The following is a 23572-nucleotide window of genomic DNA, read 5'->3' as shown; positions in this document are numbered from 1 at the left end:
TTTTCAGGAAAGGTCACACCTCGGCCAACTCCTTCAACGCAGCCTTTGCCAGAAATGCCGAGCGTGACAAATGCTGTGCCGACGCCGCGGCGTCGATTTTGTGCACCAGGTTTTCAGGCAGGCTGATGTTGAGCCGAATGGCCTTGGTACTGACTTTCGACAAGTCGATATCGACCAGCATCCAGAACCCGTCCTGATAATCAGGATGCGTACCCCACACGGCGAGTTCGCTCGCGGCGGGTATATCCGATTCGCCAAAAAAATGCGCTTCGATGGCTTCCTGGGCAGCGACCAGGATATCGTCTTGCGCGTCGGCCGCCGCGTGGCATCCCGGAAAGTCGGGGAACGTCAGGCCGTAGGCAGACCCTTCGTCGTGATGAACATAAGCTGGGTAAAGCATGTTGGCCTCGTTATAAACCGGCTTGTTTTCTGATGCTGCGCACGGTGCCGACTGGAAGATCCTTCTTTGGATGTGGCACCGTGACTTTGCCCGGCTTGGCAGGGTGCTTGAACTGGTGGTGCGACCCCACGCTATGCACGTGCTTCCAACCGTCTGCTAAAAGTAGTTTGATCAATTCGGCGCTGGTCATGTGTAGCTTTACACAAAGTGATGAAGCCTGCAACGGCGGGTGCTCAGGGAGTGCACCGCCTGCCAAGCGTATCTGTTCGGCGTTGGTCTTGAGGCCTTTTGTGAGATGCTTTTGTCCTTGCTACCGACCCTGCTGCTTCCCTTGAGATATTCAGGACGTTTCCCTGTGCCGCTGCTTGCCTCCCTCCGAACCTGGGCCCGCCGCATCAAGCGCGATGCCGTCACCCTGTGGTTCGCCTCCCGCCATCCGGCCATGCCGTGGCTGCCGAAGATCGTGGGCATCGTTGCCGTCGCCTATGCCTTGAGCCCGATCGACCTGATTCCGGACTTCATCCCCATCCTTGGCTATCTGGACGACGTGATCCTGCTGCCCGCGATGATCTGGCTGGCGGTGCGGCTGGCGCCGGTGGATGTGATTGCGGCCAGCCGGATCGAGGCGGACCGATGGATGACGGAGCAGGGCAGGAAGCCGCGCAGCCAGGTGGGCGCCGTGGTGATCGTTGCGCTGTGGCTAGTGACGGCGTGGCTGGCGTGGCAGGGGTGGGCATCGCGCTGAAACGAGCGGCCGCACGGAAACATCGCCTCAATAAAAAACGGCCCCGCGGGGCCGTTCTTCACTTCCTTACGCTGCTACGCATTTACTGGCAGACAAAACTTTCCGCCTTCTCCACATTCCCCGACTTGTACACCGCCGTCTTCGGATAGGCGCACAGCGGCCGGGTACGGTCGGCCGGGATCGCCGGCTTGACCGACGTCAGCCCGCTGGCGTTGGCAGCGCGGGCCCTGGCCACGATCTGCTCGGGCGCAACGCCTTTTTCCACCCAGTTCACGATCGCGGACAGCTGATCGAACGAGTCGGTCGATGGACCGCCCGAGCAGTGGGTCATGGCCGGGACCATGAAGAGGCGTGCAAAAGCCTGGGTGGCTGTCAGGCCGCCGTTCAATTGCACCAGCCGGTTATAGTAGTTGATGGTGTTGGAGACGCTGGGGCCCGGGTCGGAAATGCCGTGATAGAAGATCATCTTGCCGCCACGTGCCTTGAAGGCGGAGATATCGACGCGGGTCGACAGCCACGGCGGATCGATGGTCATGCGATTGGGATAGGTGTCCCAGTTGATGCCCAGCGGATCGAAGGTGGGATCGGGCGGGGTGATGTGCAGGTAGGGCACCTGGACCGCGCCGAAGGCAAAGTCACCCGGAAGCGAGGTCGCGGTGCCGATCAGGCGGGAAGGCTGGCCCGACGGCGTCATCCAGCCGGTGTCGATCACATAACCTTCGACTGGCGTTTCCCGGGGCAGGGAATAACCGGGCACGCGCACGGGTCCGCCGCTGGACGTGACCGGCCCTGCAACCGTGGCCTTGACGGCGGCGACCTGGGTGGGGGTCCAGCAGGTGTCGTTCTTGGCGCCGGTGCATTGCAGGACGGCGGGATCGAAGCCGCAGGCGAACGGGTTCTGGACCATGCCGTCGGCCACGCCGTCGGTGGCGTCGCAGGTCTTCACGTAGGCGTCGGTGAACAGTTGCCGGTCGGCGGGCGAAAAGGATTGCGACCAGACGATGCCGCCGGTGCTGTCACGCGGCGCGGCCTTGGCGAATTGCTGCAGGCCCCAGATTTCGGCGGCGGTGATGCTGCCCAGATCCATGACCGGCGCGCCCGCAACGACACCATCGAAGGCGTCGGGGAAGCGCTGGGTGAACATCATGCCCTGGCGTCCGCCGTTGGAGCAGCCCAGGAAATAGGACTTGTCAGGCGCGGCGCCATAGCTGCCCTGGATGATGGACTTGGCGGTGACGGCGGTCTTGTCGATCGCGTTGTAGCCCCAGTCGATGCGGGCCTGCGGGTCGGCGCCAAAGGCCGCGGTGGTGGTCAGGGTGCTGTTCTGGTGACCGCCGTCGGTCGATACGACCGCATACCCCTGGGACAGCGCAACGTTGTTGCCACCGTCGGCGCTGTTGATGATGCCGGTGGCGGGGGAAACGGATCCATCGGTGCCGCCGCCGCCCTGGAAGAAGAAGCGGCCGTTCCACGCAGCAGGCATGCGCAGTTCGAACTGGATGCCGTAAGGCACGCCGCCCACCCCCGTACGCGGGGCAATGGTGCCCTGGACCACGCAGTGGGCGGGCAGGGCGGTGGTCGCCGTGGTGGCGGCCTTTTCGGCGCCTTCGGCCACCCAGCGGCTGGCGCCGAACACCGGGCTGTTGGTATAGGTCCTGGAGCCGACCGAGGTACAGGCGGCTTCGGACAGGGTGCGGGCGCCGCTGGCGGGGGGCGGCGTCGGGGCGTCATCGTCGTCACCACCGCCAAAGCACGCGGCCAGTGACAACAGCAAGGCGCCGCCTGCCACTTTCGACAGGTGGGACGGGAATCCGGTATTCATGGGGTCTCCTCCAGCGCCCGCCACTGCATGGCGGCAGGCGTATTTTATCGATCAGTTTTTTGATCAAGCTTAATTTTGACTATGCTCAATAATGAAAGCCATCTAATCATAGGCAGGTGACCCTGGAGGGTCAAGCCATCCGCCAGCGCGCGGGCTCAGTTGCGGGTAGTGGCCAGGAACCAGTCTGGCAACTGGTGGTACCACTGCAGCCACCACCCCTGGTAGTAACGCGCCCCGCTCAGCTCTTCGAAGCCAGTGATGACCATGCCCTTTTCGGAATTGAAGGTGAGCATGGCCGGGTCGAGGAGTTGGGGAATGGCCTGGCGGTAATTGGGCTGTCCGGGATTGCCTTCGGCAGCCAGTTCCATGATGACGACCTGCCGCCGGAGGTCGGCGCGGTACTGCGAATACATATGGACCCGGCCCGAGTAGGGGCCGTCCATGCGGCCGATCTCCAGAGGTTGACCCTGCCGGTGGGTACGTTGAACGATGCAATGCATGGCACACCCCGGGCTATGGCTGGATGGGGTGCGCGGGCGTCGCGTTCTCGTCGATGAAGGCCTGCGCCCATCGCAGGGCATGATCGGCCGCGCTGGCCGCCGTGGGTTGCGGCCCCAGGGGAGGGAAGTAGAGGGCGGCGCGGCGGGCGCGGGCGCCGCCACGGCGCAGGGCCAGTCGTGCGCAATAACCGCCGGCGGTGGCCGTCGTGCGGATGTCGACGGCATAGTCTTTGTACTGTTCCATCAAAGAACCTCCTGTATGAATACTGTATGGATATACAGTATAGGCAGGCCTTTGCTGGAATGGGAAGCGTCTCGAAATCGCTTTAAGTTCTCGAGGTGTGGCGTGCATTGCACACCGCGCCATGCCCTTTTGAGGTACGGCGCAGCGTGCCGCAAGGAGTTACGCCGCCTTGGCTTTGTCTGCTTCGTAGTCCTTCAGATAGGCTACGGCCAGCGCGTCTTTCTGCTTTTCCGTCAGGATCTTGCCGGCGCTCTGGAAGAAGCCATGCTCTTCTTCTTCCAGGTGATGATGGACTTTGTGCGCCAGCTTTTTTGCAAGGGGCAACCACGCGGGACTGGAAGGCTCGGTCGCTTCCAGGTCTTCCACCATCTCGTCCATCTCGTGATGTTCCGCGATGGCATGCCGCGACAGGTCGATGCCCGAATCCTCGACCATCAGCGGCGCATAGAAATGCCGTTCTTCAGACAGCGCGTGGGCCGACAACTCGGTCCTCAAGGCCCGGAACAGCGACGTGCGTTCCGGCGTATCGCCACTGGTCTCGACCAGTTGGCGGGCAAGTTCGCGTTGCACGTCATGGCTTTGGCGCAAGGCTTCAAAAATTTTCACGAGGGCAATCCTGGTAGGCGTGGGGAAACGGGCGCGACAAGACCGCAGCGCGGTCTGTGCAACTCGATAGCATGACCGCCGCTGCCTGCTGCCGCAATGCGAGGATGTAAGCCTTTGATGCCGCCGCGCGCGAAAAGTCGGTAGCACAGGAAAGAGGCGGTGTCGGACCCACGCCTGGTCAAGACGACCGGGTGCTGCGCAGGCGCGCCAGCAACTGCGCGTATTCGTCCGGAGGAGCGTCGTCGGCCTTGGCGCCGGGCAGGTCCACTTCGCTGTAGTCGGACACGCGCGAGCAGATGATAAAGGTGGCGGCCTTTACGTATCGCGTCACGCGCCGCAATCCATGGGGAAAGGGAATGCCTTCGAAGATGGCCCGTTCCTGCAATTCGTCCAGAGGCTGGAAAGCGCCGTCCCAGCGCTGCGCAACATCTTCACGCATCGGCTGCGCCGGATCGCCGCCAAGGTCCATGGGGCCTGCCTGCAGCATGAAGTAGGCAAGCCGCGGCTTGTGCGCGGGGCAATGGAACACCAGGCGTTCCGGCCAGATCATGGTGACGGCGTCGATGGCCGACATACCCTTGGGTCCCTCCTGGCGCCATTCGAGCGCGCACAGGTCGTACGGGGAACGCCGCAGGTGGCTCAGGTGCTGGATGCCCCCTCCCGGCAAAAAGATGCGCGCGCAGTCATTGCGGGCAATGTGACGCAGCATCGTGTTCACCGGGCCGGCGCCGTCGCACGACGCATTGGCAGGGATGCCCGCTGGAAACGTCAGGCGCAGGCTGTTGGCCCATCGAACGGCGCAATCGCGAGTTTCGTCGTCCATACCGTCTCCTCGGCAGCCGACCTGCCTGCGGAAATTAAATCACGAAATACTCACAACCAGTTGCCTTATATATCGCTCAATTGTTGGCTTTGTAGCGGCGCGTTTCTTGCACGTAGCTTCGCCTGATGGGCGCATTGCCGTCGCTTGCTCGGCAACCCCGTCATTCGCCAGGAGACATCCATGAAAAATCTACTCGGTCGCTGCACCATTGCCCTGGCGCTTGCGGGCGCGATGCTGATGCCCGCCATGGCGAACGGGCCGCTCATGCTGGCTGCCGACACGCCTTCTGCAGGCGGTGCGTCGTCGTCGACCTCATCGCCCGGTCCACGTCCGTTCTCGGGCTTTCGCACCGGCCCGGCATCGTGCGAAGTGGATGCCTTCACCAAAGTGCAGGTTGGCGAGGTCCACACGTGGTGTCCGGGTGTCCAGACCGCGGGCGGCGGTTGCTCCGCGCCAGTGATGTGCAAACGCTGCGACGCTGCCGGATCGTGGGGGCAGGAGTACCGCTGCTGACGGCACCCCATTGCCACGTGCCCCCGTCGATCACACTGGTGGGGTCGTCCCGGCGCCGGTCTGCACCGTGGCCGATGCGCCCAGTTCGGCGCCCGTCGTCGGATTGACGGTGGGGTCCGACATGGTCCGCTGGGCCATCGCCTGAACGGCTTCGCTTTCGTCCGACGTCAAGGTGGTCTCGGAAATTCCGCCGCCATCGAAGCCGCCCTGGTCTTCGCGGTTGGACACCACGACAAAATCGTCGGGGTTGTTCCAGGGTCCGGACGCATCGCCTTCACCTTGCGACATGTTGAAGTAGACATTGGTGAAGCGTGCATCGCCCGGCAGCTTGCCCGGCGGAAAGTTGGGCGTCAGGCTGTACAAAGCCTTTTCGAACGACAACTGGTGCGCGACTTCCCGCGTCATCAGGAAACCCAGTGCGTCCTTGACTCCCGGATCGTCGGTCACGTTGATCAGGCGTTCATAGACGATCTTGGCGCGGGCTTCGGCTGCGATGTTGGAGCGCAGGTCGGCGGTCGGATCGCCGATCGAATCGATATAGCCTGCGTTCCAGAGCTGGCCGCCGGAATTGATGTAGGCCGGTCCGCCGCCATACAGCACCTGCGTCACGTGGGACGAATTGCCGCCGCCACTGATCGTGCGATACATCTCGGCTTCTTCTTCGAGGCCTTCAGACAGGCGGCCCTTGTTGCCTTTGTTGAGCATCGCAATCAGATTGCCGATGACTTCGAGGTGGCTCAATTCTTCGGTGGCAATGTCCATCAACATGTCGCGGCGGCCGGGGTCGTCTTCGGCAATCGACTGGTTGAAGTAACGGCACGCCGCGGCGAGCTCGCCTTGCGGGCCGCCGAATTGTTCCAGCAGCAGATTGGCGAGGCCAGGGTTGCTGCCAGAAACGCGAACGGTGTATTGCAATCGCTTGTTGTGGGCAAACATGATGCTTCCTTTGAAGGGTGACGCCGATAGCGACGCATCGGGTGTGCCTGATGCGGCGCTGTAGCACAGGGCAATGCGGCGTGGTAGATCACGCTCATCCGAACTGTCGGCAGGACCCCTGTTCTGCTCGTCAGGTCGGGTTTGCGTGCGGTGTCACGCAATCGGTTACGACGTGCCCCGCACGGCTTGGCTATCGTTGGGACCCTCTTTGACAATTCCGAGCGAGGTCAGCATGTCCCGAGTTTCCTACAGTGCCGCGGAGCCATCGCGAGAAGACGTGGATGCCATGACCGGACCGGTCGTGCTCGACTTCGGCACAAACTGGTGCGGCTTCTGCCAGGCCGCGGCGCCGGTGATCGAGCAGGGGCTGGCCGACGCTGCCGGCGTTCCGCACCTGAAGGTCGAAGATGGCAAGGGCCGGCCGCTTGGACGCACCTACAAGGTCAAGCTCTGGCCCACCCTGGTCTTCTTGAAAGACGGCGTCGAAGTGGCGCGCCTTGTGCGGCCCAACGATCCGGCCGACGTGCGGGAGGCGCTGGCGCAGATCGGCGCCGTGTAGCAGGCCGCTGAGGCGGCCATTCTCGCAACCGGCGACAACAAACGTTTCAGTGCGTGTTTGCGCCCGGATAACGAGCGTCTGCTTGGTAAGGTGCAATCTCACCGCGCCGTTTCGCCGCGTGGTGAACCGCCCGCACGCAAGGAGACGCCGTGGCCAATCGGAGCTATCTGTATTCGACGCATTGCCTGCCAGGAGAAGAAGGGTGCGAGACCGCTGCCCGCATCGGCCTGTCGGAATGGGCATACGACATCCCGCTCGTGTACAAACTGCTGGTCTCCGGCCACCCACGGGTGTGCCCGTCATCGATCTGGGAATCGGACGAAGACATTGCCATTGCCGGCGACTACGCCGAAGGCGTGGCCCGTCTCAAGCGCTTTTTGGCCCGCATCGACGTGCCCTCGGCGCAGCCCGTGATCCAGGAGACCCTGGCTTTCCTGGACGACCCCGGCAATGTGTCGACCTGGATCGTGCTGGAAAGCCGTGAAATCTTCGAGATGCAGGGTGACGATCTGGGCGCCCAGAACCAGGATCTGCTGGTTGAAATTGCCGATGCCGGCGCGGAAGAAGAGGATGTCATCGCGGCCTTGCATGCGCCGGCCACCGAACCGCATGGCCTGCTTGGCAAGCTGTTTGGCCCCAGCCACGATGACCTGTCGGGCGATCTGCATCCCGAGGTCCTGGACGACATCGGACTGGGCGCGTGGAGCAACGATCTGTATTTCGATCTCTCCCTGACCGCGGAGCTTCCCGGCGACGACGGCCTCCGATCTGGCCCTCTGCGGGAAATCGGCTAAACTGCGGCGACTTCGCCCGGGCCCTCAAGGCCTGCCGAGCGGCCGGCCGTGGGCCGGCCATGGCCCCTGTCTTGTCCTTCCGCATCCGCCGCGCGCCGTTCTGGCGCAGCGCACCGTGCCGCCTTCGCGGCCTGCTGCTTTGGGCAAGCCGCCACCGAGTACATGTCAATGCGACAACATGCTCGCGCCCATGCAGCGCGACTGAATTCCCTTTTCTATCCGCGTTCGCCTCGTCCTGAGGCTGGCGGCTCCCCTGACACTTGGCGCCTGACCGATGCACGCATCGCCTTTGGCGTGGCGACGATCACCGTGCTGGCCTTCGTGGCGCTCGGACACGACGGCCGCCGCATCGCCCAGCTCATGGCGCTGGCGCTGCCCGCCCTTGCGTGGCTGTTGTGGCCCGTGCGATCGCGCGGCTGGCGGGGCGTTCGTGCCGCCACCGTGTGGACGCTGGGCATGAGTTTCGTGGTAGACGGCATTGCACGCGCCTACCTGACTGACAGCTATCAGGCCGCGGCCGACAGCGGCATGGTGATCGGCGCCGTCGCCAACACCAGCGCCAAGGAAAGCGCCGAATATCTGGCGATGTACTGGCGGCCCGCGCTGGCATGGGCCGCCGCCCTGTTCGTTGCCGCCTTGCTGATGTGGCATGCGGTGGCGCGCGCCAGTGGCGTCCCAGCTCCACGTCGTGCCGGTCCGGGTCCGTCCCTGCTGTCACGCATCGGGGTTGGCGTGCTGGGTGTGGCCTTGCTGGTCAGCGCGGCGGGGTATATCAGCAAGCCGTGGCGACGCCTGCATCCGGTGCTGTTCTGGGCCGGCTGGAGCGAGTCGGTGCAGGAACTGCGCCACAGCTGGTCGCATCACGAGGCGGCGCGGGAACTTGCCTTGCAACGTGCCCGGGATGCGGCCCCCGTGATTGCGACCGCTGCGCCATCCACCGTGGTGCTTGTGATTTCCGAGAGCATCAATCGCGACAACCTGGGCATGTACGGCTACCCGCGTGCGACGACGCCAACGATGCGGGCACGCCACGATGCGCTCGATGCCGAATTTGTTCTGCTCAAGAATGCGTGGTCGGTCGATGCCACCACCTTGCCCGGCTTGCGCAGCCTCATGCTGATGGACAATGCCCAGGGGCAGCCGCCGCAGCATCTGCTGGCGCTGGCCAAGGCCGCGGGATACCGGGTCTGGTGGATCGGCAACCAGGACGACATCGCCATCGAGAACTTGCATGCCCGCTTTGCCGACGAACTGCATCTGGTGAACCGGACGCCAGGGCGGGGCAGCCAGTCACCGGATACTGCCGTGCTCGAACCCTTGCAGTCGGCGATATCGGATCCGCATCCGCACAAGCTGATCGTGGTGCACCTGATGGGCGCCCACCCGCACTACCGCCTGCGCTTTCCCGACAAGGCCAATCCGTTCGATGATTATTCCGATGGCGTGGACCAGGGCATGCAGCATGCCGGCCGTCCAGGATGGCTGCGCCGTGCCCGAGACGAGTACGACTCGGCGCTGCTGACGCAGGACGCCGTCATGTCGAGCCTGCTCGACATGACGCGCAAGGGCGCCGCGCCCGATGAATACCGCGCATGGATGTTCGTGTCCGATCACGGACAGGAAGTCGGCCATCAGATCAATTACGCCGGCCACAGCCAGATGACTGCCGCCGGCTACCGCATTCCGGCCATGATCTGGCAATCCACGCCGCGTGACGCCTTGCCGGCGGACATCGACGATCGCCCCTTCAGGGCCGATTGGGCGGACATGACTGTCGCGCACCTGCTGGACATCCGCTGGAAGGGGTACGAGGCATCGCGCGACGTGCTCAGCGACGCCTACCGCTGGCGTGCGCCGGCGCTGCCTGCCAAGATCGAGTCCTTCGTGAAGTAATCAGTCGTCCAGCGTGTCTTCATCGTCGTCGTCATCGCCGCTGTCTTCCACGGCGTTATAGCCTTCCCAGGCTAGCCGCCATTCGGTGCTCGACGTGACCGGCCCCGGATGCCTTGCCTTGACCAGGCCGATGTCGCTCATGATTTCCAGGTGGTGCTGCGTCCAGCCTTCGGGCACGTCATCATCGCCGGCGATCTCCGCCAGACCTTCGGATAGTGCCGTCGTGCCAACGTAGGACATATCGGCTTCGCGCAGCAGTCGAAGCAGCAGAACAACGGTGTGGGAATCGCGTTGCATGAGGGGCGTCTCCTTAAAGGGAGACTCATCATGACATGCCGGCGCGGGTTTGCGCAGGGGCGGGGCGCCTGGTGGATGCAACAACGCCCGCTGAGTAGCGGGCGTTGTGCGGTCGTTCAACGAACTGCTGCGATCACTCTGCTGCGGTCCGGGTTGCGTGTTGGTCTGTCGGCCTAAGTGTTCGGCCGTGCCCGTCCTGTCGCAGCAGTTATCGGACTATCCGGTCAGCAATTCCTGTCTACAGATCAGGAATTGAAGTCGTTGCGCGAACGTGCTGGCGGCGGGGCCGACGCGTTGCGCACCGGGCCGTTGTTGCGGCTGCGGGTATAGGACTTGAGCATGCGCGAGGCCAGGCCGGAGGTGATCGCGAAGAAGATGAGTTTTCTGAGCATATTGTGTGTCCCGTGTTGTAGCTGAACAAGCTTGGCAGGGCAGCGTGAGAGTGCGCCGCGGTTATTGTTGCCAGAGTTTGATAGCAAGGGGCATGCCCGGTGTGCCAAAGCCCCATTCCAGGTACTGGATAGAACGCTAGAACGCGCCAGATAGAACGCGCGCACGAAAAAAAACGCAGCCCGTGGGCTGCGTTTTTTCAGAATTTATTGGTGCCCAGAAGAGGACTCGAACCTCCACACCTTTCGGCACACGGACCTGAACCGTGCGCGTCTACCAATTCCGCCATCTGGGCACTGCTTTGTTGCTTTTGCTACTGCTTGGTCTTTCACTGCTCGGTTTTTTTACTGCTGTTTTCTTGCTACCTGGTGCATGTTCGCTGCATCCCGTAGCAAGACCAAGAGTATATAGAAGTTTTTAGGCGTTTGCCAAGCGTTCGGCAAAAATTTTTAAACGGGCGTGAACTGGCCGGCTTCGATCGCGTGACAGACCCGGGTCAGCGTATCCCGGTACCCGCGTTCCCAGTCCCGGTACGGGCCACCGCCACCTTCCATGCGTTTGAGCAAAGATCGAATGCCGCATGCTTCCCTATAGACCTGTACCCGCGGGTGGAAACCGTCGTTGCCATGGGCTTCCATCGTGATCTCGATGTCGAATCTGTCCCCCGTGGCAGCGGGTCGTCGATACTGGAAAATACGCTTCATCGGTGTCCGGCGTGCTGGAAAGGGAAAGGGTGCGATCAACCCACTTCAGGTCCAGGAATTTTTACCATGGGGCCTCAGGATTTACCCTCAGCTGAATGGCTGTCAGGTGTTTGGATAATGGCCCGCCTTCAAGATGAGGAAACTGCGCAAGGCCTTGTGCCACCTCGGTATTCTTGGTTCGAGACCGCACCGGATTCGTTTGGGCACGATGTTTGCTCATCCAGGTCCATCATCACCTGGAGGACGACCATGAAAAAGATCCATCTGGCAGCCGTTTGCGCAGCGCTTCTTGCTGCATTCAGCGTCAATTCCGTCAGCGCCGCCGAACTGGCCCGCAAAGACAAGCAGTTCATCGAAAAAGCCGCCGAGTCCGGCTATCTGGAAATCGAAGCCAGCCGCATGGCAGAAACCAAGGCGTCCCATGCCGATATCAAGTCGTTTGCCCAGATGATGGTGACCGACCATACCGCCGTGGATACCGAGCTCAAGAGCCTGGCGTCGTCGAAGTCGGTGACGGTGCCGACGCAACCTACTCGTAGCGTAAAGTCCAAGCTGGAAGGTCTGGCCAAACGCACCAACGGCGCGGATTTCGACAAGAAATACGCAGATGATATTGCCGTGGATGCGCACAAGGACGCCGTCAAACTGTTTGAAAGCACGGCCAAGGATGCCAAGGATCCGGACATCAAGGCTTTTGCTGCCAAGACGTTGCCCAGCCTGAAGGCTCACCTGGAAAAGGGTCAAGCGCTCAAGACCGCTGTGAACGACGGCGGCAAGACGCCAGCCCGTTCTTCGTCGACCATGCCCATGGGTGCACCTGCCACGCGATAATCCCGCGCGCCGCAGTGCCTGAACGACGCCCCCCAAGTGGGGGCGTTGTGTTATCTACAGCAAATGGATGATGTTCCAGATATTGGGAATGTCTTGATGCCAGTCCTATAATTCGTATCCAGGGAGCCCATCCTCGACGTGAGAGCACGGCATGCATACTTTCCCCAAATTCGAATCCGATAGCGACGCCCTGAGTTTCCTGGTCAGCGTCGATGGCGAATGGCACAAGGCGCGCATCTCCGGCGAGGCCTTATGGTCGCGATTCGGGTCTCCCCCCGACGACGACGGCATGAAACAGTCTTATCTTATGAATGCGCCGCGCATTCATCACGTTGCGCGGCGCAAGATCGAAGATGGGCTGCCGTGCCCGACGCTGGATCAATCCGACTTCTGATTCGCCAACGTCGTTATTGGCACTCGCGAATCACCATCACGGCTTGGCGGGTTTGAATCCCAGTATCTTCATGCCCTGGGTAATGCTTTGCGCGGAATCGGCATAATCGGCCCAGGGGTCATTGCCTGCTTCCAGCCGGGTCTGGATATTCTGCAGATTCCATTGCGACGAACTCTCCAGGGTATCGACCTCGTCCCATCGCAAGGGAACCGATACGCCCAATCCGGGCCGCGAGCGCAGTGACCACGCCGATACTGTTGTCGCCCCGAATCCATTGCGCAGATAATCCACAAAGATCTTGCCGACCCGATTCTTGGGGCCGCTCTTGGCTGACAAACGCTTGGGCAGTGTCTTTGCCAGATGCTGCACGATCGCCTGCGAGAAATCCTTGACCGTGTCCCAGTCATAACGCCGCTGCAAGGGCACGACCACGTGCAGGCCTTTGCCGCCGCTGGTCTTCACGAAGCAGGCAATCTCCAATTGCTCCAGCATGGCCCGCACCACGTGCGCGGCTTCCTGCATGGCAGGCCAGCCAACGCCGTCCCCCGGGTCCAGGTCGAAGGTCATGCGGTCGGGTTTGGCAATGGCTTGCTTGGTCCCGTTCCAGGTGTGGAATTCCAGCACGTTCATTTGCGCTGCGGAAAGCAGTCCGGCGGCCGTCGTGATTTCCATGAGCGGCGCGTGACCCGGGTCGAGCGCCTTGGGCAGCAAGGTCACCCCCGGCATCTTGGCCGCTTCCATATGCTTCTGGAAGAACAGCTCGCCGCCAATGCCTTCGGGCGCTCGAACCAACGACACCGGACGGTCAGCGAGGTGTTCCAGGATCAATGGGGCCACCAGGGCGTAGTACTTGATGACGTCGAGCTTGGTGATGCCGGTGGATGCATCGATCACCCGGTCCGGATGGCTGATCTTCAGGCCGGCGGGCAGCTCGGCTGCTTCGTTGCTCGTGCTGGCGCCTGCTGCCTTCCTGGCGGCCTTGCGTGGCGCCTTGGCCTCCTCGGTAGCGGTCGCCTTCGTGGCGGTTGCCTTCTTGGCCACCGCCTTCTTCGCAGCCGTCTTCCTGGATGCCGCCGTATCGGCTTCGGTCTGGGCAGCCGCCGTCTTCACGGCCGTCTTCGTCGCCTTCTTTGCACTCGTTGTCTTGACCGCTGTCATGGTGTCCTCGGTAGTGTCGCCATCCCTTGGTTCAGAGGCGTCCGGTTCCGGCGCGCTGGGCGCTTCGCGGATGATGGCCTTGGCGGGCTTGTCGCTGCGCAGGCCGTGAAAGACGGCATGGCGGATGCGGCCGTCGCCGGTCCATTCGCCGAATGACACTTCGGCCAGCAGAGTGGGTTCCACCCAATGCGCCTTGCGATCAATGCCTGTGGTCGTGGCAAACGGCCGCGTGCGGGTCGCCAGTGCTTCCAGGCGCCGGGTCACTTCGGTCAATGTCTTGTCGTTGAATCCCGTGCCGACGTTGCCGGCGTACTGCAGCTTGCCATCCTCGTCGTGCACCCCCAGCATCAAGGATCCGAACCCTGTGCGCGCGCCCTGGGGATCGGTATAGCCGCCAATGACGAATTCCTGGCGCTTGCTGCACTTGAGCTTGATCCAGTCGCGCGATCGCCGCGACACATAGGTCGACGACTTGCGTTTGCCGATCACCCCTTCAAGGCCGAGCTGGCACGCCGAGGCCACGACATCGACCGGCGGCGCATCGAACGTGTCGCTGTATCGCATGGCGTCGGGCGTGTCGTCGGTGAACAGGCTTTCCAGATACGCGCGGCGCTCGGTCAGCGGGACGGACCGCAGATCGTGGCCATCGCAATACGGCACATCGAAAAGGTAAAACACGATGTCTTTGGTCGCGGCCTTGTCGAAGGCGTTCTGCAAGGATTGAAAATCCGGCACGCCGCGTGCATTCAGCACGGTGATCTCGCCGTCGTACCAGCCATCAGGCCACGACAGGCCCTGGATTGTCTGGGCAAGCGGCTTGAGTTTGTGCGTCCAGTCGTTGCCGTTCCGGGTAAATAGCGTGACGGTCTGGCCCTCGATACGCGCCAGCATCCGGTAGCCGTCAAACTTGATCTCGTACACCCAGTCGCTGCTGTCCGAAGGCGGCCCGTCCACCAGCGTGGCCAACTGCGGCTGGAACGTCGCAGGCAGATCGGCCGGTACCACGCCGTCGGGCAATGCAGGTCGGCTTGCCGCTGCAGTCTTCTTGCTCGACTTGCGCGCGGTGGAGGGAGCCGGTGGTTCGACCGCGGCTTGCATGTCCGCCTTGGCCGCTTTCCGGGCAGCAGCCGACGACGCGTTGCTCGTGGATTTGCTGGCCGCCTTGCCGCCGTCTTCCCGTGGCATTTCGAAGCTAGCCATGCGCGCCAGGGCTTCATCGGGCAAGGGCAGGGCGGCGACGCTGTCCGGAAATTCATCGACCACACTGAAGGTCGCGCCGTCCTGCACGTAGGCGTCTTTCTCTTTGATCAGCAGCCACGGCTCCTGCTTTTCGCCGCGCCCCTTCATGCGCACCAGCACCCACTTGCCGCGCATCTTGTGACCGAACAATTCGAACTTCAGGTTGCCGTCACGATAGCCCTGCTCGGCATCGCCCAACGGCGCCCATACGCCCTTGTCCCAGATAATGACCTTTCCCGCGCCATATTGTTTGGCCGGGATTTCCCCTTCGAACTGGTTGTACGAAATCGGATGGTCTTCGACGTGGACGGCCATCCGCTTGTCTTTGGGGTCGTAGCTCGGGCCCTTCGGAACCGCCCAACTCTTCATGGCGCCATCGAGTTCCAGGCGGAAGTCGTAATGCAGACGCGTCGCCCAGTGCTTCTGGATCACGAATGACCGATGGGCGGCATTGGGCTCGCCGCCTTCCTCCGGTTCGGACGTAATCGCGAAATTGCGTTTGGCGCGGTAGGTTTTCAGCGACTCACTCATGGGGCATCAGGCCGATCGACGTTTCGCAGGCGCCGGCTTGGCGGCTGTCTTTTTGGCAACCGTCTTGCTCGCGGCGGTCTTGCCAGCAGGTTTCGCGCTCGACTTCGTGGCGGCGGACTTCGACGCGGTTTTGGTGGATGCCTCCTTGCCTGATGACTTGCTGGCGCCCTTGCGCGCGGGCGCTTCCTCGACGGTATCGTCATCGCTGTCATCGCTGTTGCCGGCATCGGTCTCGTCTGCCGCCGCCTTGCCGCCCGAGGCGCCACGGCCTTTCTTCAGGCTCCGCTGCAGCAGCTCGGTCAGATCGTAGATCTTGGCGCCGGCTGCCTCTTCTTCCACTTCCTCGATGGGGCCGACGCTTTCCGTGTCGCCGGCCTTGACCTTCTCGTCCACCAATTTAAGGATCTGTTCACGGAACGAGTCCGTGAATTCGTCGGGCTTGAACGAATCGCTCATGTCTTCGACCAGCTGCTCGCCCATCTTCATTTCCTTGGGCGAAATCCCGGCGTTCGACACGCCTGCGCCTGGCAAGTCCAGGTCATCCAGGCTGCGGATTTCGTCACCCCAGCGCAGCAGGTTCAGCACCAGGGCTTTTTCGGAGGGCACCAAGACGGCCAAGTGCTGCTTGGTCTGGATCACCACCTTGGCAATGCCCACCTTGTTCGTCTTGAGCAGGACTTCGCGCAGCAGCGCGTACACCTTCGCGCCCTTGTTGATGGGGGAGATGTAATACGGCCGCTCGAAGTAGACGAAGGGAATTTCGCCCGCGTCGACAAAGGCCTCGATCTCGATGGTCTGGGTGGTCTTTGGATAGGCCGCCTGGATCTCGTCCTGCGACACGATCACATACTGGCCGTCTTCATACTGCACGCCCTTGACGATGTTTTCGCGGTCGATTTCCTTGCCGGTTTTCTTGTTGATACGCTTGTAGCCGACCGGATCCATTGTCCGTTTGTCGAGCCAGTCGAAATCGATGCCCTGTTCGCTCGTTGCCGAATGCAAGGCAATGGGGATGTGAACCAGTCCGAAGGAAATCGCGCCTTTCCAAAGCACGCGCCTGCTTGATGTCGCCATGATGTCCGCCCCGAGGTTTTTGTTATTGCCCAGCAATAATCATTCCGGATTGGCCGAACGGCGCGGCGGAAGGCTTGGCAGAGGATATTCCGCGCTCGACAGGTAAATTTTTCCTGCTCGACCGCAGTGCGCCGGGTCGCGCGGAGATAATTACATTGTTAATCATTTGCTCACCCGAAAGGCTTACCGGAAATGCGCCGGAGCAGGTAGCTTCTAAAAAAGGCTCCACCGTCTCGCCCAACTCTGGAGATTTCCGATGGCAACGCTTCATTCATCCGCTCGCCCGGCAGGACCCGTTGTGATCTATCCCGCCCGCAAGAACGTGCCATCCCATGAACGCGCCGTGCACCATGCACTGGCTACCCGTATTGCCGCGTTGCATGGCCGCCAGTTTGGCGGCATTCATGATGGCGCGGCGGCTTCTGCAGACACCTACTACATTCCAACCGGCACGATCGTCGGGGTCGACATGGCCCGCGGCATCGGCATCGAGACCGAAGACGATCTGTTCGGCGCTGTTGTCCCGCACGCTTTCATCGCCACCAAGGCCATTTCGCACCCGTTGGTCCGTCACGACGCCGCGGCGCCCGAGGGGTGGTCCAAGGCGTTTTCGGAAGCGGTCCGCGACGCCACCCTGCGCGGATTGACGGCCTTTACGATGGTTGACGCCCGGGAGGCCGGCCGTCGATTGCTCGAAGCAGGGCCGATCCGCATCAAACCCGTGCTGGCCACGGGCGGCCGGGGACAGACCGTCGTGCAGTCTGCCGACGAACTCGACACGGCCCTCCAGGACCTTGCGTCCGATGAGCTGACCAGCTGCGGTGTCGTGCTTGAAGAAAACCTGGACCAGGTCGTGACCTACAGTGTGGGTCAGGTCAGGGTGGCCGGACTGGTCGCCAGCTACTGGGGCACGCAGCGGCTGACTCCCGACAATGCCGGCGAAGCAGTGTACGGCGGGTCGGACCTGTGTGTCGTGCGGGGCGGATTCGATGCCTTGCTCGCGCTCGAACTGGATCCGCCGGTGCGCAAGGCCGTCGAACAAGGACGCATCTTTGACAACGCGGCGTCCTTGCATTACGCCGGGCTGCTCGCGTCACGCCGCAACTACGACATTGCGCAAGGAATCGACCCGCAAGGGCAGCCGCGCAGCGGCGTGCTGGAGCAATCCTGGCGCATTGGCGGCGCCAGCGGCGCCGAAGTCGTCGCCCTGGAATCCTTTGCCGCGGACCCGGCCTTGAACGTGGTGCGGGCATCCACGGTCGAACTGTACGGGCCCGCGCAGCATGCGCCCGAAGGTGCCTGTGTCACCTTTCGCGGCGTGGACGAAGACGTCGGTTTCATCACCAAGTTTGTAATGGCAGGCAGGTATGGCAATACGTAATGAGAAGGTCAATATCCCGGTCGACCACGAATCGATCGCCGGCACATTTCTGGCGCCGGACTCCAAGGTTCCTGGCGTCTTGTTCGTGCATGGATGGGGCGGCAGCCAGCACAGTGATCTGGTGCGCGCCAAGGGCGTGGCAGGCCTGGGTTGCGTCTGCATGACGTTCGACCTGCGCGGTCACGAACGCACGCTGGATCAACGCAAGACCGTGTCGCGCAACGACAATCTGAACGACCTGCTGGCCGCATACGATTGCCTGGTGGCGCATCCATCGATCGACACGGCGTCGATCGCTGTGGTCGGCAGCAGTTATGGCGGCTATCTGTCGGCCATCCTGACCACGCTGCGGCCCGTCAAGTGGCTCGCGCTGCATGTGCCCGCGCTGTACCGCGACACGGAATGGGACGTGCCCAAGCGGTCATTGGACCGCGACGACATCGCCCGGTATCGGCGGTCGCCCGTGTCACCCGATGAAAACCGTGCGCTGTCCGCATGCGCGACGTTTGAAGGCGACGTCCTGATCGTCGAGTCCGAGCACGACGATTTCATCCCGCACCAGACCATCATGAATTACCGTGCGGCGTTCGTGAAAAGCCACTCGCTCACGCATCGGATCCTGGATGGCGCCGACCACGCGTTGACCGGCGAGCTGAGCCAGGCAGCCTACAACGACATCCTGCTCAAGTGGACCACTGAAATGTTCATTGGCGCGCGGGTCGGGAACAACCTGCACCACTGGACGGCGGACATGGGACAGCAGTGATCCGCATGCAGCGTGCGCCGGCAAATGATCACGGACGTGTCGCGGTTGACGGCAACTTGTCAGTACAAGTCTCACAAAAGCTTCACCGCACCGGGCGCAAACGACGCTATATCGGGCGCTGCGGAGTGTATGGACATGTTAAATGCTTGCCGGAAATTTTGACTTTCGAGTATCTTCGCGGCCACACGATGTAGCAGTTCGCCTTATGCGGGCTTGTGCCATAACCCTCGTCCGTCGAGTGCTACGTGCACGGACGAACTTTCCAACCTGACCGCTTCATGAACGGCTATCCAACTTTCAAGACTCTCAACGACACGTTGACCTTCCAGGTGCAGTACCACGGCAACCTGTTCCTTGCGACCATTTCGGGCGAGGTGCTGTGGTCGCATTTCGGCGGCGGGCTGGACGACGCCGGACTCATGTCCGCGTACTTTGCCAACGAGCAAGAGATCCACGGAGTCGCCATTGCGCGCATCCAGGCCGGCGATCTGAACCCCGCACTGACCATGAAGGACTTCACGTCCGGCCGCGAAGCCGAAGATGTCTTGCGCCGTGCGTCGGTCAAGTCGCTCGGCCCCAAGCTGTTTCAACACGCGGCGTCTGCCGCCGACGCCGGGACGCAAGCCAGCCAGTTGCTCGGCCTGATTGGCGCCCGCGCCGCGCTTCGATAAGGCACGATGAAAAATACCGCCGGTCCGCTCATTCTTGTCCTGTTGGGGATCGCCTGGCTGCTGCACGAGCTCGGCTGGCGCATCGAATGGGAAATCCTTGGCGCTGGCGCGCTGGCCGTCGCGGGTGTGCTGGTGCTGGTATTGGAAGGCTTTACCAAGTCATCGGTCGTCAACGGGCCGATGCTGATCTTTGCCGGCGCGGGTTGGTACGCCTATCACGAGCGCTGGTTCAGCTGGAACCTGATCCTTCCTTGTGGCCTGATCCTGCTGGGACTGTGTCTTGTCCTGTCACGCGTGTCGAACCTGCCGGTGCGGCGTGGCGCGCGTGCCGACCGGCGCGCTGCCAACGACGGTCCGCCGCTGCGCTGACCTCGTCGTTGCCCGGCTCGTATGGCCGGTCTGCGTGAACCGATTCTTCTGCGGGCTGCATGATTCCCGCACAGGGAACGGGCGCTTCCATCACCTATCCGTCACCGTATCGTCAGCACCAGCGACTGACTGCCGGCCCGCGCGTCCGATGACTGCATCGTCACGCGGCACGTAACCGGCCTGGGGCCGACCGACGTGCCGGTGTGCTCGAAGCCCCATCGGTCTCCCCCGCGCGGCGTGACCGCGTACACGAAGCGGCACTGATACCGGTCGTCGGTGGACGCGTACGTTGCGCTGCCTTGCAGCGGCCCCGCGTCACGCGCCGTGACGGTAAAACGATCGCTGCTGCCGACGGCGATCCGCGTGGCGGGCGCGCTTTCCTGCGCGGTGCCGGCGCTGCTGGAGACGCGCCTCATGGCGCGCGGGCTGTCGTTCTGTACGGTGATCTGGATGACGGCTTGCGCCTGGGCCAGGCCCGCCGACAGGCAGGCCGACACGCCGACCGCGGCGATGACAAGGCGAGATGCAAAAGTGCGATTCGGGGACATGATGGACAAAGGCGCAGGTGAGGCGAAACCGCTAGACTAAGGCTTCACCAGATCCTCCGGAAGTCCTATGTCCAGTTCGGCCCGTACCAGCGATATCACCGACATGTATCCACACGCCGCGTCGTGCGACATCCAGTTCCGCAGCTTCGGCAAACACCGCATTTTTGAAGGCCGCATCCGCACCCTGCGCACGCTGGAAGACATCGGCCTCATCAAGCAGACGCTGGCGCAACCTTCCAAAGGCGAAGTCCTCGTCGTTGACGGCGGTGGGTCGATGCGCAGCGCACTGATGGGCGACATGCTGGCGGGCAGTGGCGTCGACAGCGGCTGGGCCGGCGTCGTCGTCTATGGCGCCATCCGCGACTCCATGCTGATCGACAGCCTGGCCATCGGTGTCAAGGCGCTTGGCACCAATCCCCGCCGCAGTGCCAAGCGTGGGGATGGCATCGTCGACATCCCGGTCTACTTCGGCAGCGTCACCTTCGAACCTGGCCAGTATCTGTACAGCGACGAAGACGGCATCGTTGTGCTGCCGTCCCCGGCCGACCTCTAATAAAAAACCCCCGATGACCAGGAGTCATTCCGGGGCATCGGGGGGTGTCGTGGCCGGGCGGATTGCCTGCCAGCCGCCGGCACAGGCAGGCAGATCGTCAGCGCACTGATGATCCGCCTGCAACGCCGGCCATCAATCGACCTGCACGTTCGCGGACTTGATGATCGCGCCGTACTTGTTCAGGTCCTGCTGCATGAAGGTGGCGAAGGCGGCGCCTTGCAAGTCCGACTTGACCGCACCCATGTTGCGCATCTGCGTCTGCACGGCCGGTTCGGCCAATGATGCGCGGGTGTAGGCCTGCAGCTTGGTGATCACGGCAGCCGGTGTCCTGGCCGGCGCAAACAGGCCGAACCAGGCTTCGGTGTCGTACCCCTTCAGGCCCGCTTCATTCAGCGTGGGCAGGTCGGGCAGTTGTGGCGAGCGCGTCTTGCCACTGACCGCCAGGCCGCGCAGCTTGCCCGAGGCAATATGCTGCGTCACCGTCGGAATGTTGATCAACAGGGCCGACACCTCGCCGCCCATCAAGGCTGTGACGGCAGGCGCCGCGCCCTTGTACGGCACATGCGTGATCTGCGTGCCGGCCATCGAATTGAACAACTCGGCCGACAGGTGCGACAGGCTGCCGTTGCCGCCCGACGCAATGTTCAGCTTGCCCGGGTTGGCCTTGGCATAGGCGATAAATTCCTGAATGTTCTTGACCGGCAGGTTGGGGTTCACGACCAGCACGTTCGGCGCGCTGGCAATCAAGGCGATAGGCGTGAAGTCCTTGACCGGATCCCACGACAGCTTCTTGTACAGACCCGGGGTCACGGCGTGCGAACTCGCATTGCCCATCATCAGCGTGTAGCCATCGGGCGCGGCCTTGGCGACGGCGTCGGCGGCAATGCCACCCCCCGCACCGGGCCGGTTTTCGATCACGACGCTCTGGCCCAGCCGCTCGCCCAGCACCTTGCCCACACTGCGAGCAAGAATGTCAGTGCCATCGCCCGGTGGGGCGGGCACGATCAGGCGAATCGCATGATCGGGGTAGTCGGCGGCAAAGGCCGGCGCGGCCGCGACGACCGACAGCGCGGTCAGGCCGGCCGACAGCGCGGTGCGCGACATACGGCTCACAGAGGGGGCTAACTTCATGGTGGTTCCTTGGGTGCGGGGTGGGTCAGGAAACAAAGGAACGTCAGGTCAGGCGGCAAAGCCCTTTACGTCGATATTGAAAAAGTCGATGGCGTTGTCGGCCCAGATCGCTTTCTTGTCGGCCTCGGTCAGGTCCGGATGATCCGCCACCAGCTGGCCAATCTGCTGTTCGCCCAGCGGGAAGGGATAGTCCGATCCCAACATGATGCGGTCGGTGCCCATCACTTCGGCCAGCAAGCGCAGGGCGCGCGGGTCGAACACGGCCGAATCCACAAAGAAACGCTTCACGTATTCCGACGGCGGCTTCGGGCAATCCTTGCGCACGATGTCGCGATGCTTCCACGCGTTTTCGACGCGGCCCAGCAGGAAGGCAAAGCTGCCGCCGCCGTGGCCAAAACAGATCTTGAGCGATTCGGGGATACGTTCGAACGCGCCCGACAGGATCAACGACAGAATGCCCAGCTGCGTTTCCGCCGGCATCGACACCAGCCACGGCAGCATCCACTGCTTCATGCGGTCGCCGCCCATCATGTCCCACGGGTGCACCAGGATCGGAATGTTTTCGTTGGCGCAGTGCTGCAGGAAGGTCACCAGGCCTTCGTCGTCCAGGTCGCGGTCGCCCATGTGGTTGCCGATCTGCACGCCGTGGTGGCCGATCGACATCGCGCGCGACGCCTCGCGGCAGGCCGCGTCGATGTCTTGCAGCGGCACTTGCGCCAGTGCGATCACGCGGCCCTTGGTGGGCTCACAGAACTCGATCGCCAGCTCGTTCATGCGCTGCACCCAGGGCATGACGCGTTCAATCGGGTATTCATAGCCGAACATGATCGGGGTCGAACACGTGACCTGGATGTCCACCTTCTGCGCGTCCATCTCGGCCAGCCGTGTGTCGACATCCCACAAGGCGTCATACACCGGGCGGAAGGGCTGGTCGGCGCGCATGATCTGGCCGGACTTGCCACCTTCGTCCACCCGCAGCCAGGGGCCGCGCACAGGGTCGAGGGCAGCGGCTTCGGCCTGCGTGATCCGCGGGAAGAAGTGGGAATGCATGTCGATTTTCATGGTCGTCGCCTGGCGGATCAAAGGGGTTTGTACGCGATCGCCTTGATCTCGATGCGCAGGTGAGGATGGGGGAGCTGATGCACGCCGACCGTGGTCCGGGCCGGACCGGTGTAGTCGAAGAACTCGCCGTACACCTCGTTGTAGCCGCCGAAGTCGTTCATGTCGACGAGGAAGGTGCTGATCTCGACCACGTCGCTCAACGATGCGCCCGCTGTTGCCAGAATGTCACGAATGTTCTCGATGACGGCACGCGTCTGCTCGCGGATGTCCAGGCGCGTGGTACCCATGGCGTCGACTTCGACCCCGGCAAACGAATTGTCGGCACGGCGCGAGCTCGTACCCGATACGAACAGGAGATCCCCCGCCCGCTTGATATGCGGATACTTCCCGCGAGGAGTGGCCTTGCCTTCGATGACCTGCGCTTGTGTCGTCATGGTGTGTCGTGTCCTGAAGTTCCGCGCGCGGCATGCACGCCAGCGTCGCACCGGCAGAGTCTAGGGAGGATACGTACAAAAGAAAACAAGCGATTTGGTGTCCAGGTATTCAAGGAAGGAATGGCGGCCGCCGCGCCGACCAGGAGCACAGCGGATCCGGGTCCCCCGGTCCGCCAGTGCTGCCCCTGGGGGAGGCGCGCGGCG

The 23572-nt window shown here is 62.7% G+C and carries 29 protein-coding genes and 1 tRNA gene; 12 read left to right on the top strand and 18 right to left on the bottom strand.

All coding sequences use genetic code 11. The features are described 5' to 3' along the window. Positions 1 to 13 precede the first annotated feature (13 nt). A complete protein-coding gene (locus tag IE116_RS06545; RefSeq protein ID WP_189610849.1) occupies positions 14 to 400 on the bottom strand; it encodes a type II toxin-antitoxin system HicB family antitoxin in 387 nt (128 codons plus the stop codon). A gap of 10 nt (positions 401 to 410) precedes the next feature. Further along, positions 411 to 590 carry a type II toxin-antitoxin system HicA family toxin gene (locus IE116_RS06540; protein ID WP_189610847.1) on the bottom strand — a complete coding sequence of 60 codons (180 nt, stop codon included), beginning with the start codon at positions 588 to 590 and terminating at the stop codon, positions 411 to 413. A 165-nt stretch (positions 591 to 755) separates the two neighbouring features. On the opposite strand from IE116_RS06540, the gene IE116_RS06535 reads away from it, so the two are divergent. Next, the gene (locus tag IE116_RS06535; protein WP_229828024.1) at positions 756 to 1145 is read left to right on the top strand and encodes a YkvA family protein; all 390 of its coding nucleotides are present in this window, start codon (positions 756 to 758) and stop codon (positions 1143 to 1145) included. A gap of 82 nt (positions 1146 to 1227) precedes the next feature. Here the strand turns inward: IE116_RS06535 and IE116_RS06530 are convergent, their stop codons facing one another. The 5 genes from IE116_RS06530 to IE116_RS06510 all read right to left on the bottom strand — a co-directional run bounded on the left by IE116_RS06530 (position 1228) and on the right by IE116_RS06510 (position 5140). After that, a complete protein-coding gene (locus tag IE116_RS06530; RefSeq protein WP_189610843.1) occupies positions 1228 to 2967 on the bottom strand; it encodes a tannase/feruloyl esterase family alpha/beta hydrolase in 1740 nt (579 codons plus the stop codon). Positions 2968 to 3122: 155 nt separating this feature from the next. Further along, positions 3123 to 3410: a hypothetical protein gene (locus tag IE116_RS06525; RefSeq protein ID WP_229828023.1), complete on the bottom strand. Its 288-nt coding sequence runs from the start codon at positions 3408 to 3410 to the stop codon at positions 3123 to 3125. A gap of 70 nt (positions 3411 to 3480) precedes the next feature. Further along, positions 3481 to 3711 (bottom strand): hypothetical protein, encoded by a 231-nt coding sequence (locus IE116_RS06520; RefSeq protein WP_189610841.1) that lies wholly within the window; start codon positions 3709 to 3711, stop codon positions 3481 to 3483. Between the two features lie 159 nt (positions 3712 to 3870). Further along, positions 3871 to 4317 (bottom strand): hemerythrin domain-containing protein, encoded by a 447-nt coding sequence (locus tag IE116_RS06515; protein WP_189610839.1) that lies wholly within the window; start codon positions 4315 to 4317, stop codon positions 3871 to 3873. A 178-nt stretch (positions 4318 to 4495) separates the two neighbouring features. Then, positions 4496 to 5140 (bottom strand): hypothetical protein, encoded by a 645-nt coding sequence (locus IE116_RS06510; RefSeq protein WP_189610837.1) that lies wholly within the window; start codon positions 5138 to 5140, stop codon positions 4496 to 4498. Between the two features lie 180 nt (positions 5141 to 5320). Here IE116_RS06510 and IE116_RS06505 point away from each other — a divergent pair, with 180 nt between their 5' ends. Then, positions 5321 to 5653: a hypothetical protein gene (locus tag IE116_RS06505; RefSeq protein WP_189610835.1), complete on the top strand. Its 333-nt coding sequence runs from the start codon at positions 5321 to 5323 to the stop codon at positions 5651 to 5653. Between the two features lie 30 nt (positions 5654 to 5683). Here IE116_RS06505 and IE116_RS06500 read toward each other — a convergent pair whose 3' ends face one another. Continuing rightward, a complete protein-coding gene (locus IE116_RS06500) occupies positions 5684 to 6589 on the bottom strand; it encodes a manganese catalase family protein (protein ID WP_189610833.1) in 906 nt (301 codons plus the stop codon). Between the two features lie 232 nt (positions 6590 to 6821). Between IE116_RS06500 and IE116_RS06495 the strand changes: the two genes are divergently transcribed. The 3 genes from IE116_RS06495 to IE116_RS06485 all read left to right on the top strand — a co-directional run bounded on the left by IE116_RS06495 (position 6822) and on the right by IE116_RS06485 (position 9835). Then, positions 6822 to 7148, top strand: a complete 327-nt coding sequence (locus tag IE116_RS06495) for a thioredoxin family protein (RefSeq protein WP_189610832.1) — start codon at positions 6822 to 6824, stop codon at positions 7146 to 7148. A gap of 149 nt (positions 7149 to 7297) precedes the next feature. After that, positions 7298 to 7942: a DUF7822 domain-containing protein gene (locus IE116_RS06490; protein ID WP_189610829.1), complete on the top strand. Its 645-nt coding sequence runs from the start codon at positions 7298 to 7300 to the stop codon at positions 7940 to 7942. A 294-nt stretch (positions 7943 to 8236) separates the two neighbouring features. Further along, on the top strand, positions 8237 to 9835 hold the full coding sequence (locus tag IE116_RS06485) for a phosphoethanolamine transferase (protein WP_229828022.1): 1599 nt from the start codon (positions 8237 to 8239) through the stop codon (positions 9833 to 9835). On the opposite strand, the gene IE116_RS06480 is transcribed toward IE116_RS06485, so the two are convergent. From IE116_RS06480 to IE116_RS06465, 4 genes are all read right to left on the bottom strand, one after another. After that, the gene (locus tag IE116_RS06480) at positions 9836 to 10132 is read right to left on the bottom strand and encodes a hypothetical protein (protein WP_189610825.1); all 297 of its coding nucleotides are present in this window, start codon (positions 10130 to 10132) and stop codon (positions 9836 to 9838) included. It lies immediately after the preceding gene. 245 nt (positions 10133 to 10377) lie between these two features. Then, positions 10378 to 10524, bottom strand: coding sequence for a hypothetical protein (locus IE116_RS06475; protein WP_189610823.1), 147 nt, complete (start codon positions 10522 to 10524; stop codon positions 10378 to 10380). 208 nt (positions 10525 to 10732) lie between these two features. Continuing rightward, positions 10733 to 10817: transfer RNA gene (locus tag IE116_RS06470), tRNA-Leu, on the bottom strand. Positions 10818 to 10971: 154 nt separating this feature from the next. Continuing rightward, positions 10972 to 11226, bottom strand: a complete 255-nt coding sequence (locus IE116_RS06465) for a hypothetical protein (protein ID WP_189610822.1) — start codon at positions 11224 to 11226, stop codon at positions 10972 to 10974. A gap of 117 nt (positions 11227 to 11343) precedes the next feature. Between IE116_RS06465 and IE116_RS06460 the strand changes: the two genes are divergently transcribed. Both IE116_RS06460 and IE116_RS06455 read left to right on the top strand, forming a co-directional pair. Continuing rightward, the gene (locus IE116_RS06460) at positions 11344 to 12057 is read left to right on the top strand and encodes a DUF4142 domain-containing protein (protein WP_229828021.1); all 714 of its coding nucleotides are present in this window, start codon (positions 11344 to 11346) and stop codon (positions 12055 to 12057) included. 151 nt (positions 12058 to 12208) lie between these two features. Further along, on the top strand, positions 12209 to 12451 hold the full coding sequence (locus tag IE116_RS06455; RefSeq protein WP_189610820.1) for a DUF1488 family protein: 243 nt from the start codon (positions 12209 to 12211) through the stop codon (positions 12449 to 12451). A 36-nt stretch (positions 12452 to 12487) separates the two neighbouring features. Here the strand turns inward: IE116_RS06455 and ligD are convergent, their stop codons facing one another. Next, a complete protein-coding gene (gene ligD / locus IE116_RS06450) occupies positions 12488 to 15379 on the bottom strand; it encodes a non-homologous end-joining DNA ligase (protein ID WP_189610818.1) in 2892 nt (963 codons plus the stop codon). Between the two features lie 6 nt (positions 15380 to 15385). Then, positions 15386 to 16453, bottom strand: a complete 1068-nt coding sequence (gene ku / locus IE116_RS06445) for a non-homologous end joining protein Ku (RefSeq protein ID WP_189610816.1) — start codon at positions 16451 to 16453, stop codon at positions 15386 to 15388. Positions 16454 to 16709: 256 nt separating this feature from the next. Between ku and IE116_RS06440 the strand changes: the two genes are divergently transcribed. From IE116_RS06440 to IE116_RS06425, 4 genes are all read left to right on the top strand, one after another. Next, on the top strand, positions 16710 to 17834 hold the full coding sequence (locus tag IE116_RS06440; protein ID WP_189610814.1) for a DUF3182 family protein: 1125 nt from the start codon (positions 16710 to 16712) through the stop codon (positions 17832 to 17834). After that, positions 17821 to 18600: an alpha/beta hydrolase family protein gene (locus tag IE116_RS06435; RefSeq protein ID WP_189610812.1), complete on the top strand. Its 780-nt coding sequence runs from the start codon at positions 17821 to 17823 to the stop codon at positions 18598 to 18600. Before IE116_RS06440 ends, IE116_RS06435 begins: the two co-directional genes overlap by 14 nt. 278 nt (positions 18601 to 18878) lie before the next feature. Continuing rightward, a complete protein-coding gene (locus IE116_RS06430) occupies positions 18879 to 19271 on the top strand; it encodes a hypothetical protein (RefSeq protein WP_189610810.1) in 393 nt (130 codons plus the stop codon). Between the two features lie 6 nt (positions 19272 to 19277). Continuing rightward, positions 19278 to 19640, top strand: coding sequence for a hypothetical protein (locus tag IE116_RS06425; protein ID WP_189610808.1), 363 nt, complete (start codon positions 19278 to 19280; stop codon positions 19638 to 19640). Positions 19641 to 19741: 101 nt separating this feature from the next. On the opposite strand, the gene IE116_RS06420 is transcribed toward IE116_RS06425, so the two are convergent. Further along, positions 19742 to 20188 carry a hypothetical protein gene (locus IE116_RS06420; protein ID WP_189610806.1) on the bottom strand — a complete coding sequence of 149 codons (447 nt, stop codon included), beginning with the start codon at positions 20186 to 20188 and terminating at the stop codon, positions 19742 to 19744. A gap of 67 nt (positions 20189 to 20255) precedes the next feature. Between IE116_RS06420 and rraA the strand changes: the two genes are divergently transcribed. Further along, positions 20256 to 20741 carry a ribonuclease E activity regulator RraA gene (rraA, locus tag IE116_RS06415; protein ID WP_189610804.1) on the top strand — a complete coding sequence of 162 codons (486 nt, stop codon included), beginning with the start codon at positions 20256 to 20258 and terminating at the stop codon, positions 20739 to 20741. Positions 20742 to 20873: 132 nt separating this feature from the next. Here the strand turns inward: rraA and IE116_RS06410 are convergent, their stop codons facing one another. Genes IE116_RS06410 through IE116_RS06400 form a run of 3 tightly spaced genes read right to left on the bottom strand, consistent with a single transcriptional unit; the run spans position 20874 to position 23368 of the window. Next, a complete protein-coding gene (locus IE116_RS06410; RefSeq protein WP_189610803.1) occupies positions 20874 to 21872 on the bottom strand; it encodes a Bug family tripartite tricarboxylate transporter substrate binding protein in 999 nt (332 codons plus the stop codon). A gap of 48 nt (positions 21873 to 21920) precedes the next feature. After that, the gene (locus IE116_RS06405; RefSeq protein WP_189610801.1) at positions 21921 to 22934 is read right to left on the bottom strand and encodes an amidohydrolase family protein; all 1014 of its coding nucleotides are present in this window, start codon (positions 22932 to 22934) and stop codon (positions 21921 to 21923) included. 17 nt (positions 22935 to 22951) lie between these two features. After that, entirely contained in the window at positions 22952 to 23368 is a 417-nt protein-coding gene (locus IE116_RS06400) for a RidA family protein (protein WP_189610799.1), read from the bottom strand. Positions 23369 to 23572 lie beyond the last annotated feature (204 nt).

Origin of the sequence: Pigmentiphaga litoralis (genome assembly GCF_014651835.1) — a bacterium.
Classification (GTDB): domain Bacteria; phylum Pseudomonadota; class Gammaproteobacteria; order Burkholderiales; family Burkholderiaceae_B; genus Pigmentiphaga; species Pigmentiphaga litoralis.
This window is presented reverse-complemented; position numbering and strand designations above follow the sequence as displayed.

Bases quoted from the DNA above. Each gene is read 5' to 3' on its own strand.
- IE116_RS06545 (WP_189610849.1), bottom strand. From the start codon at position 400: ATGCTTTACCCAGCTTATGTTCATCACGACGAAGGGTCTGCCTACGGC.
- IE116_RS06540 (WP_189610847.1), bottom strand. From the start codon at position 590: ATGACCAGCGCCGAATTGATCAAACTACTTTTAGCAGACGGTTGGAAG.
- IE116_RS06530 (WP_189610843.1), bottom strand. From the start codon at position 2,967: ATGAATACCGGATTCCCGTCCCACCTGTCGAAAGTGGCAGGCGGCGCC.
- IE116_RS06525 (WP_229828023.1), bottom strand. From the start codon at position 3,410: ATGGACGGCCCCTACTCGGGCCGGGTCCATATGTATTCGCAGTACCGC.
- IE116_RS06520 (WP_189610841.1), bottom strand. From the start codon at position 3,711: ATGGAACAGTACAAAGACTATGCCGTCGACATCCGCACGACGGCCACC.
- IE116_RS06510 (WP_189610837.1), bottom strand. From the start codon at position 5,140: ATGGACGACGAAACTCGCGATTGCGCCGTTCGATGGGCCAACAGCCTG.
- IE116_RS06505 (WP_189610835.1), top strand. From the start codon at position 5,321: ATGAAAAATCTACTCGGTCGCTGCACCATTGCCCTGGCGCTTGCGGGC.
- IE116_RS06500 (WP_189610833.1), bottom strand. From the start codon at position 6,589: ATGTTTGCCCACAACAAGCGATTGCAATACACCGTTCGCGTTTCTGGC.
- IE116_RS06495 (WP_189610832.1), top strand. From the start codon at position 6,822: ATGTCCCGAGTTTCCTACAGTGCCGCGGAGCCATCGCGAGAAGACGTG.
- IE116_RS06480 (WP_189610825.1), bottom strand. From the start codon at position 10,132: ATGCAACGCGATTCCCACACCGTTGTTCTGCTGCTTCGACTGCTGCGC.
- IE116_RS06475 (WP_189610823.1), bottom strand. From the start codon at position 10,524: ATGCTCAGAAAACTCATCTTCTTCGCGATCACCTCCGGCCTGGCCTCG.
- IE116_RS06465 (WP_189610822.1), bottom strand. From the start codon at position 11,226: ATGAAGCGTATTTTCCAGTATCGACGACCCGCTGCCACGGGGGACAGA.
- IE116_RS06460 (WP_229828021.1), top strand. From the start codon at position 11,344: ATGGCCCGCCTTCAAGATGAGGAAACTGCGCAAGGCCTTGTGCCACCT.
- IE116_RS06455 (WP_189610820.1), top strand. From the start codon at position 12,209: ATGCATACTTTCCCCAAATTCGAATCCGATAGCGACGCCCTGAGTTTC.
- ligD (WP_189610818.1), bottom strand. From the start codon at position 15,379: ATGAGTGAGTCGCTGAAAACCTACCGCGCCAAACGCAATTTCGCGATT.
- ku (WP_189610816.1), bottom strand. From the start codon at position 16,453: ATGGCGACATCAAGCAGGCGCGTGCTTTGGAAAGGCGCGATTTCCTTC.
- IE116_RS06440 (WP_189610814.1), top strand. From the start codon at position 16,710: ATGGCAACGCTTCATTCATCCGCTCGCCCGGCAGGACCCGTTGTGATC.
- IE116_RS06435 (WP_189610812.1), top strand. From the start codon at position 17,821: ATGGCAATACGTAATGAGAAGGTCAATATCCCGGTCGACCACGAATCG.
- IE116_RS06430 (WP_189610810.1), top strand. From the start codon at position 18,879: ATGAACGGCTATCCAACTTTCAAGACTCTCAACGACACGTTGACCTTC.
- IE116_RS06425 (WP_189610808.1), top strand. From the start codon at position 19,278: ATGAAAAATACCGCCGGTCCGCTCATTCTTGTCCTGTTGGGGATCGCC.
- IE116_RS06420 (WP_189610806.1), bottom strand. From the start codon at position 20,188: ATGTCCCCGAATCGCACTTTTGCATCTCGCCTTGTCATCGCCGCGGTC.
- rraA (WP_189610804.1), top strand. From the start codon at position 20,256: ATGTCCAGTTCGGCCCGTACCAGCGATATCACCGACATGTATCCACAC.
- IE116_RS06410 (WP_189610803.1), bottom strand. From the start codon at position 21,872: ATGAAGTTAGCCCCCTCTGTGAGCCGTATGTCGCGCACCGCGCTGTCG.
- IE116_RS06405 (WP_189610801.1), bottom strand. From the start codon at position 22,934: ATGAAAATCGACATGCATTCCCACTTCTTCCCGCGGATCACGCAGGCC.
- IE116_RS06400 (WP_189610799.1), bottom strand. From the start codon at position 23,368: ATGACGACACAAGCGCAGGTCATCGAAGGCAAGGCCACTCCTCGCGGG.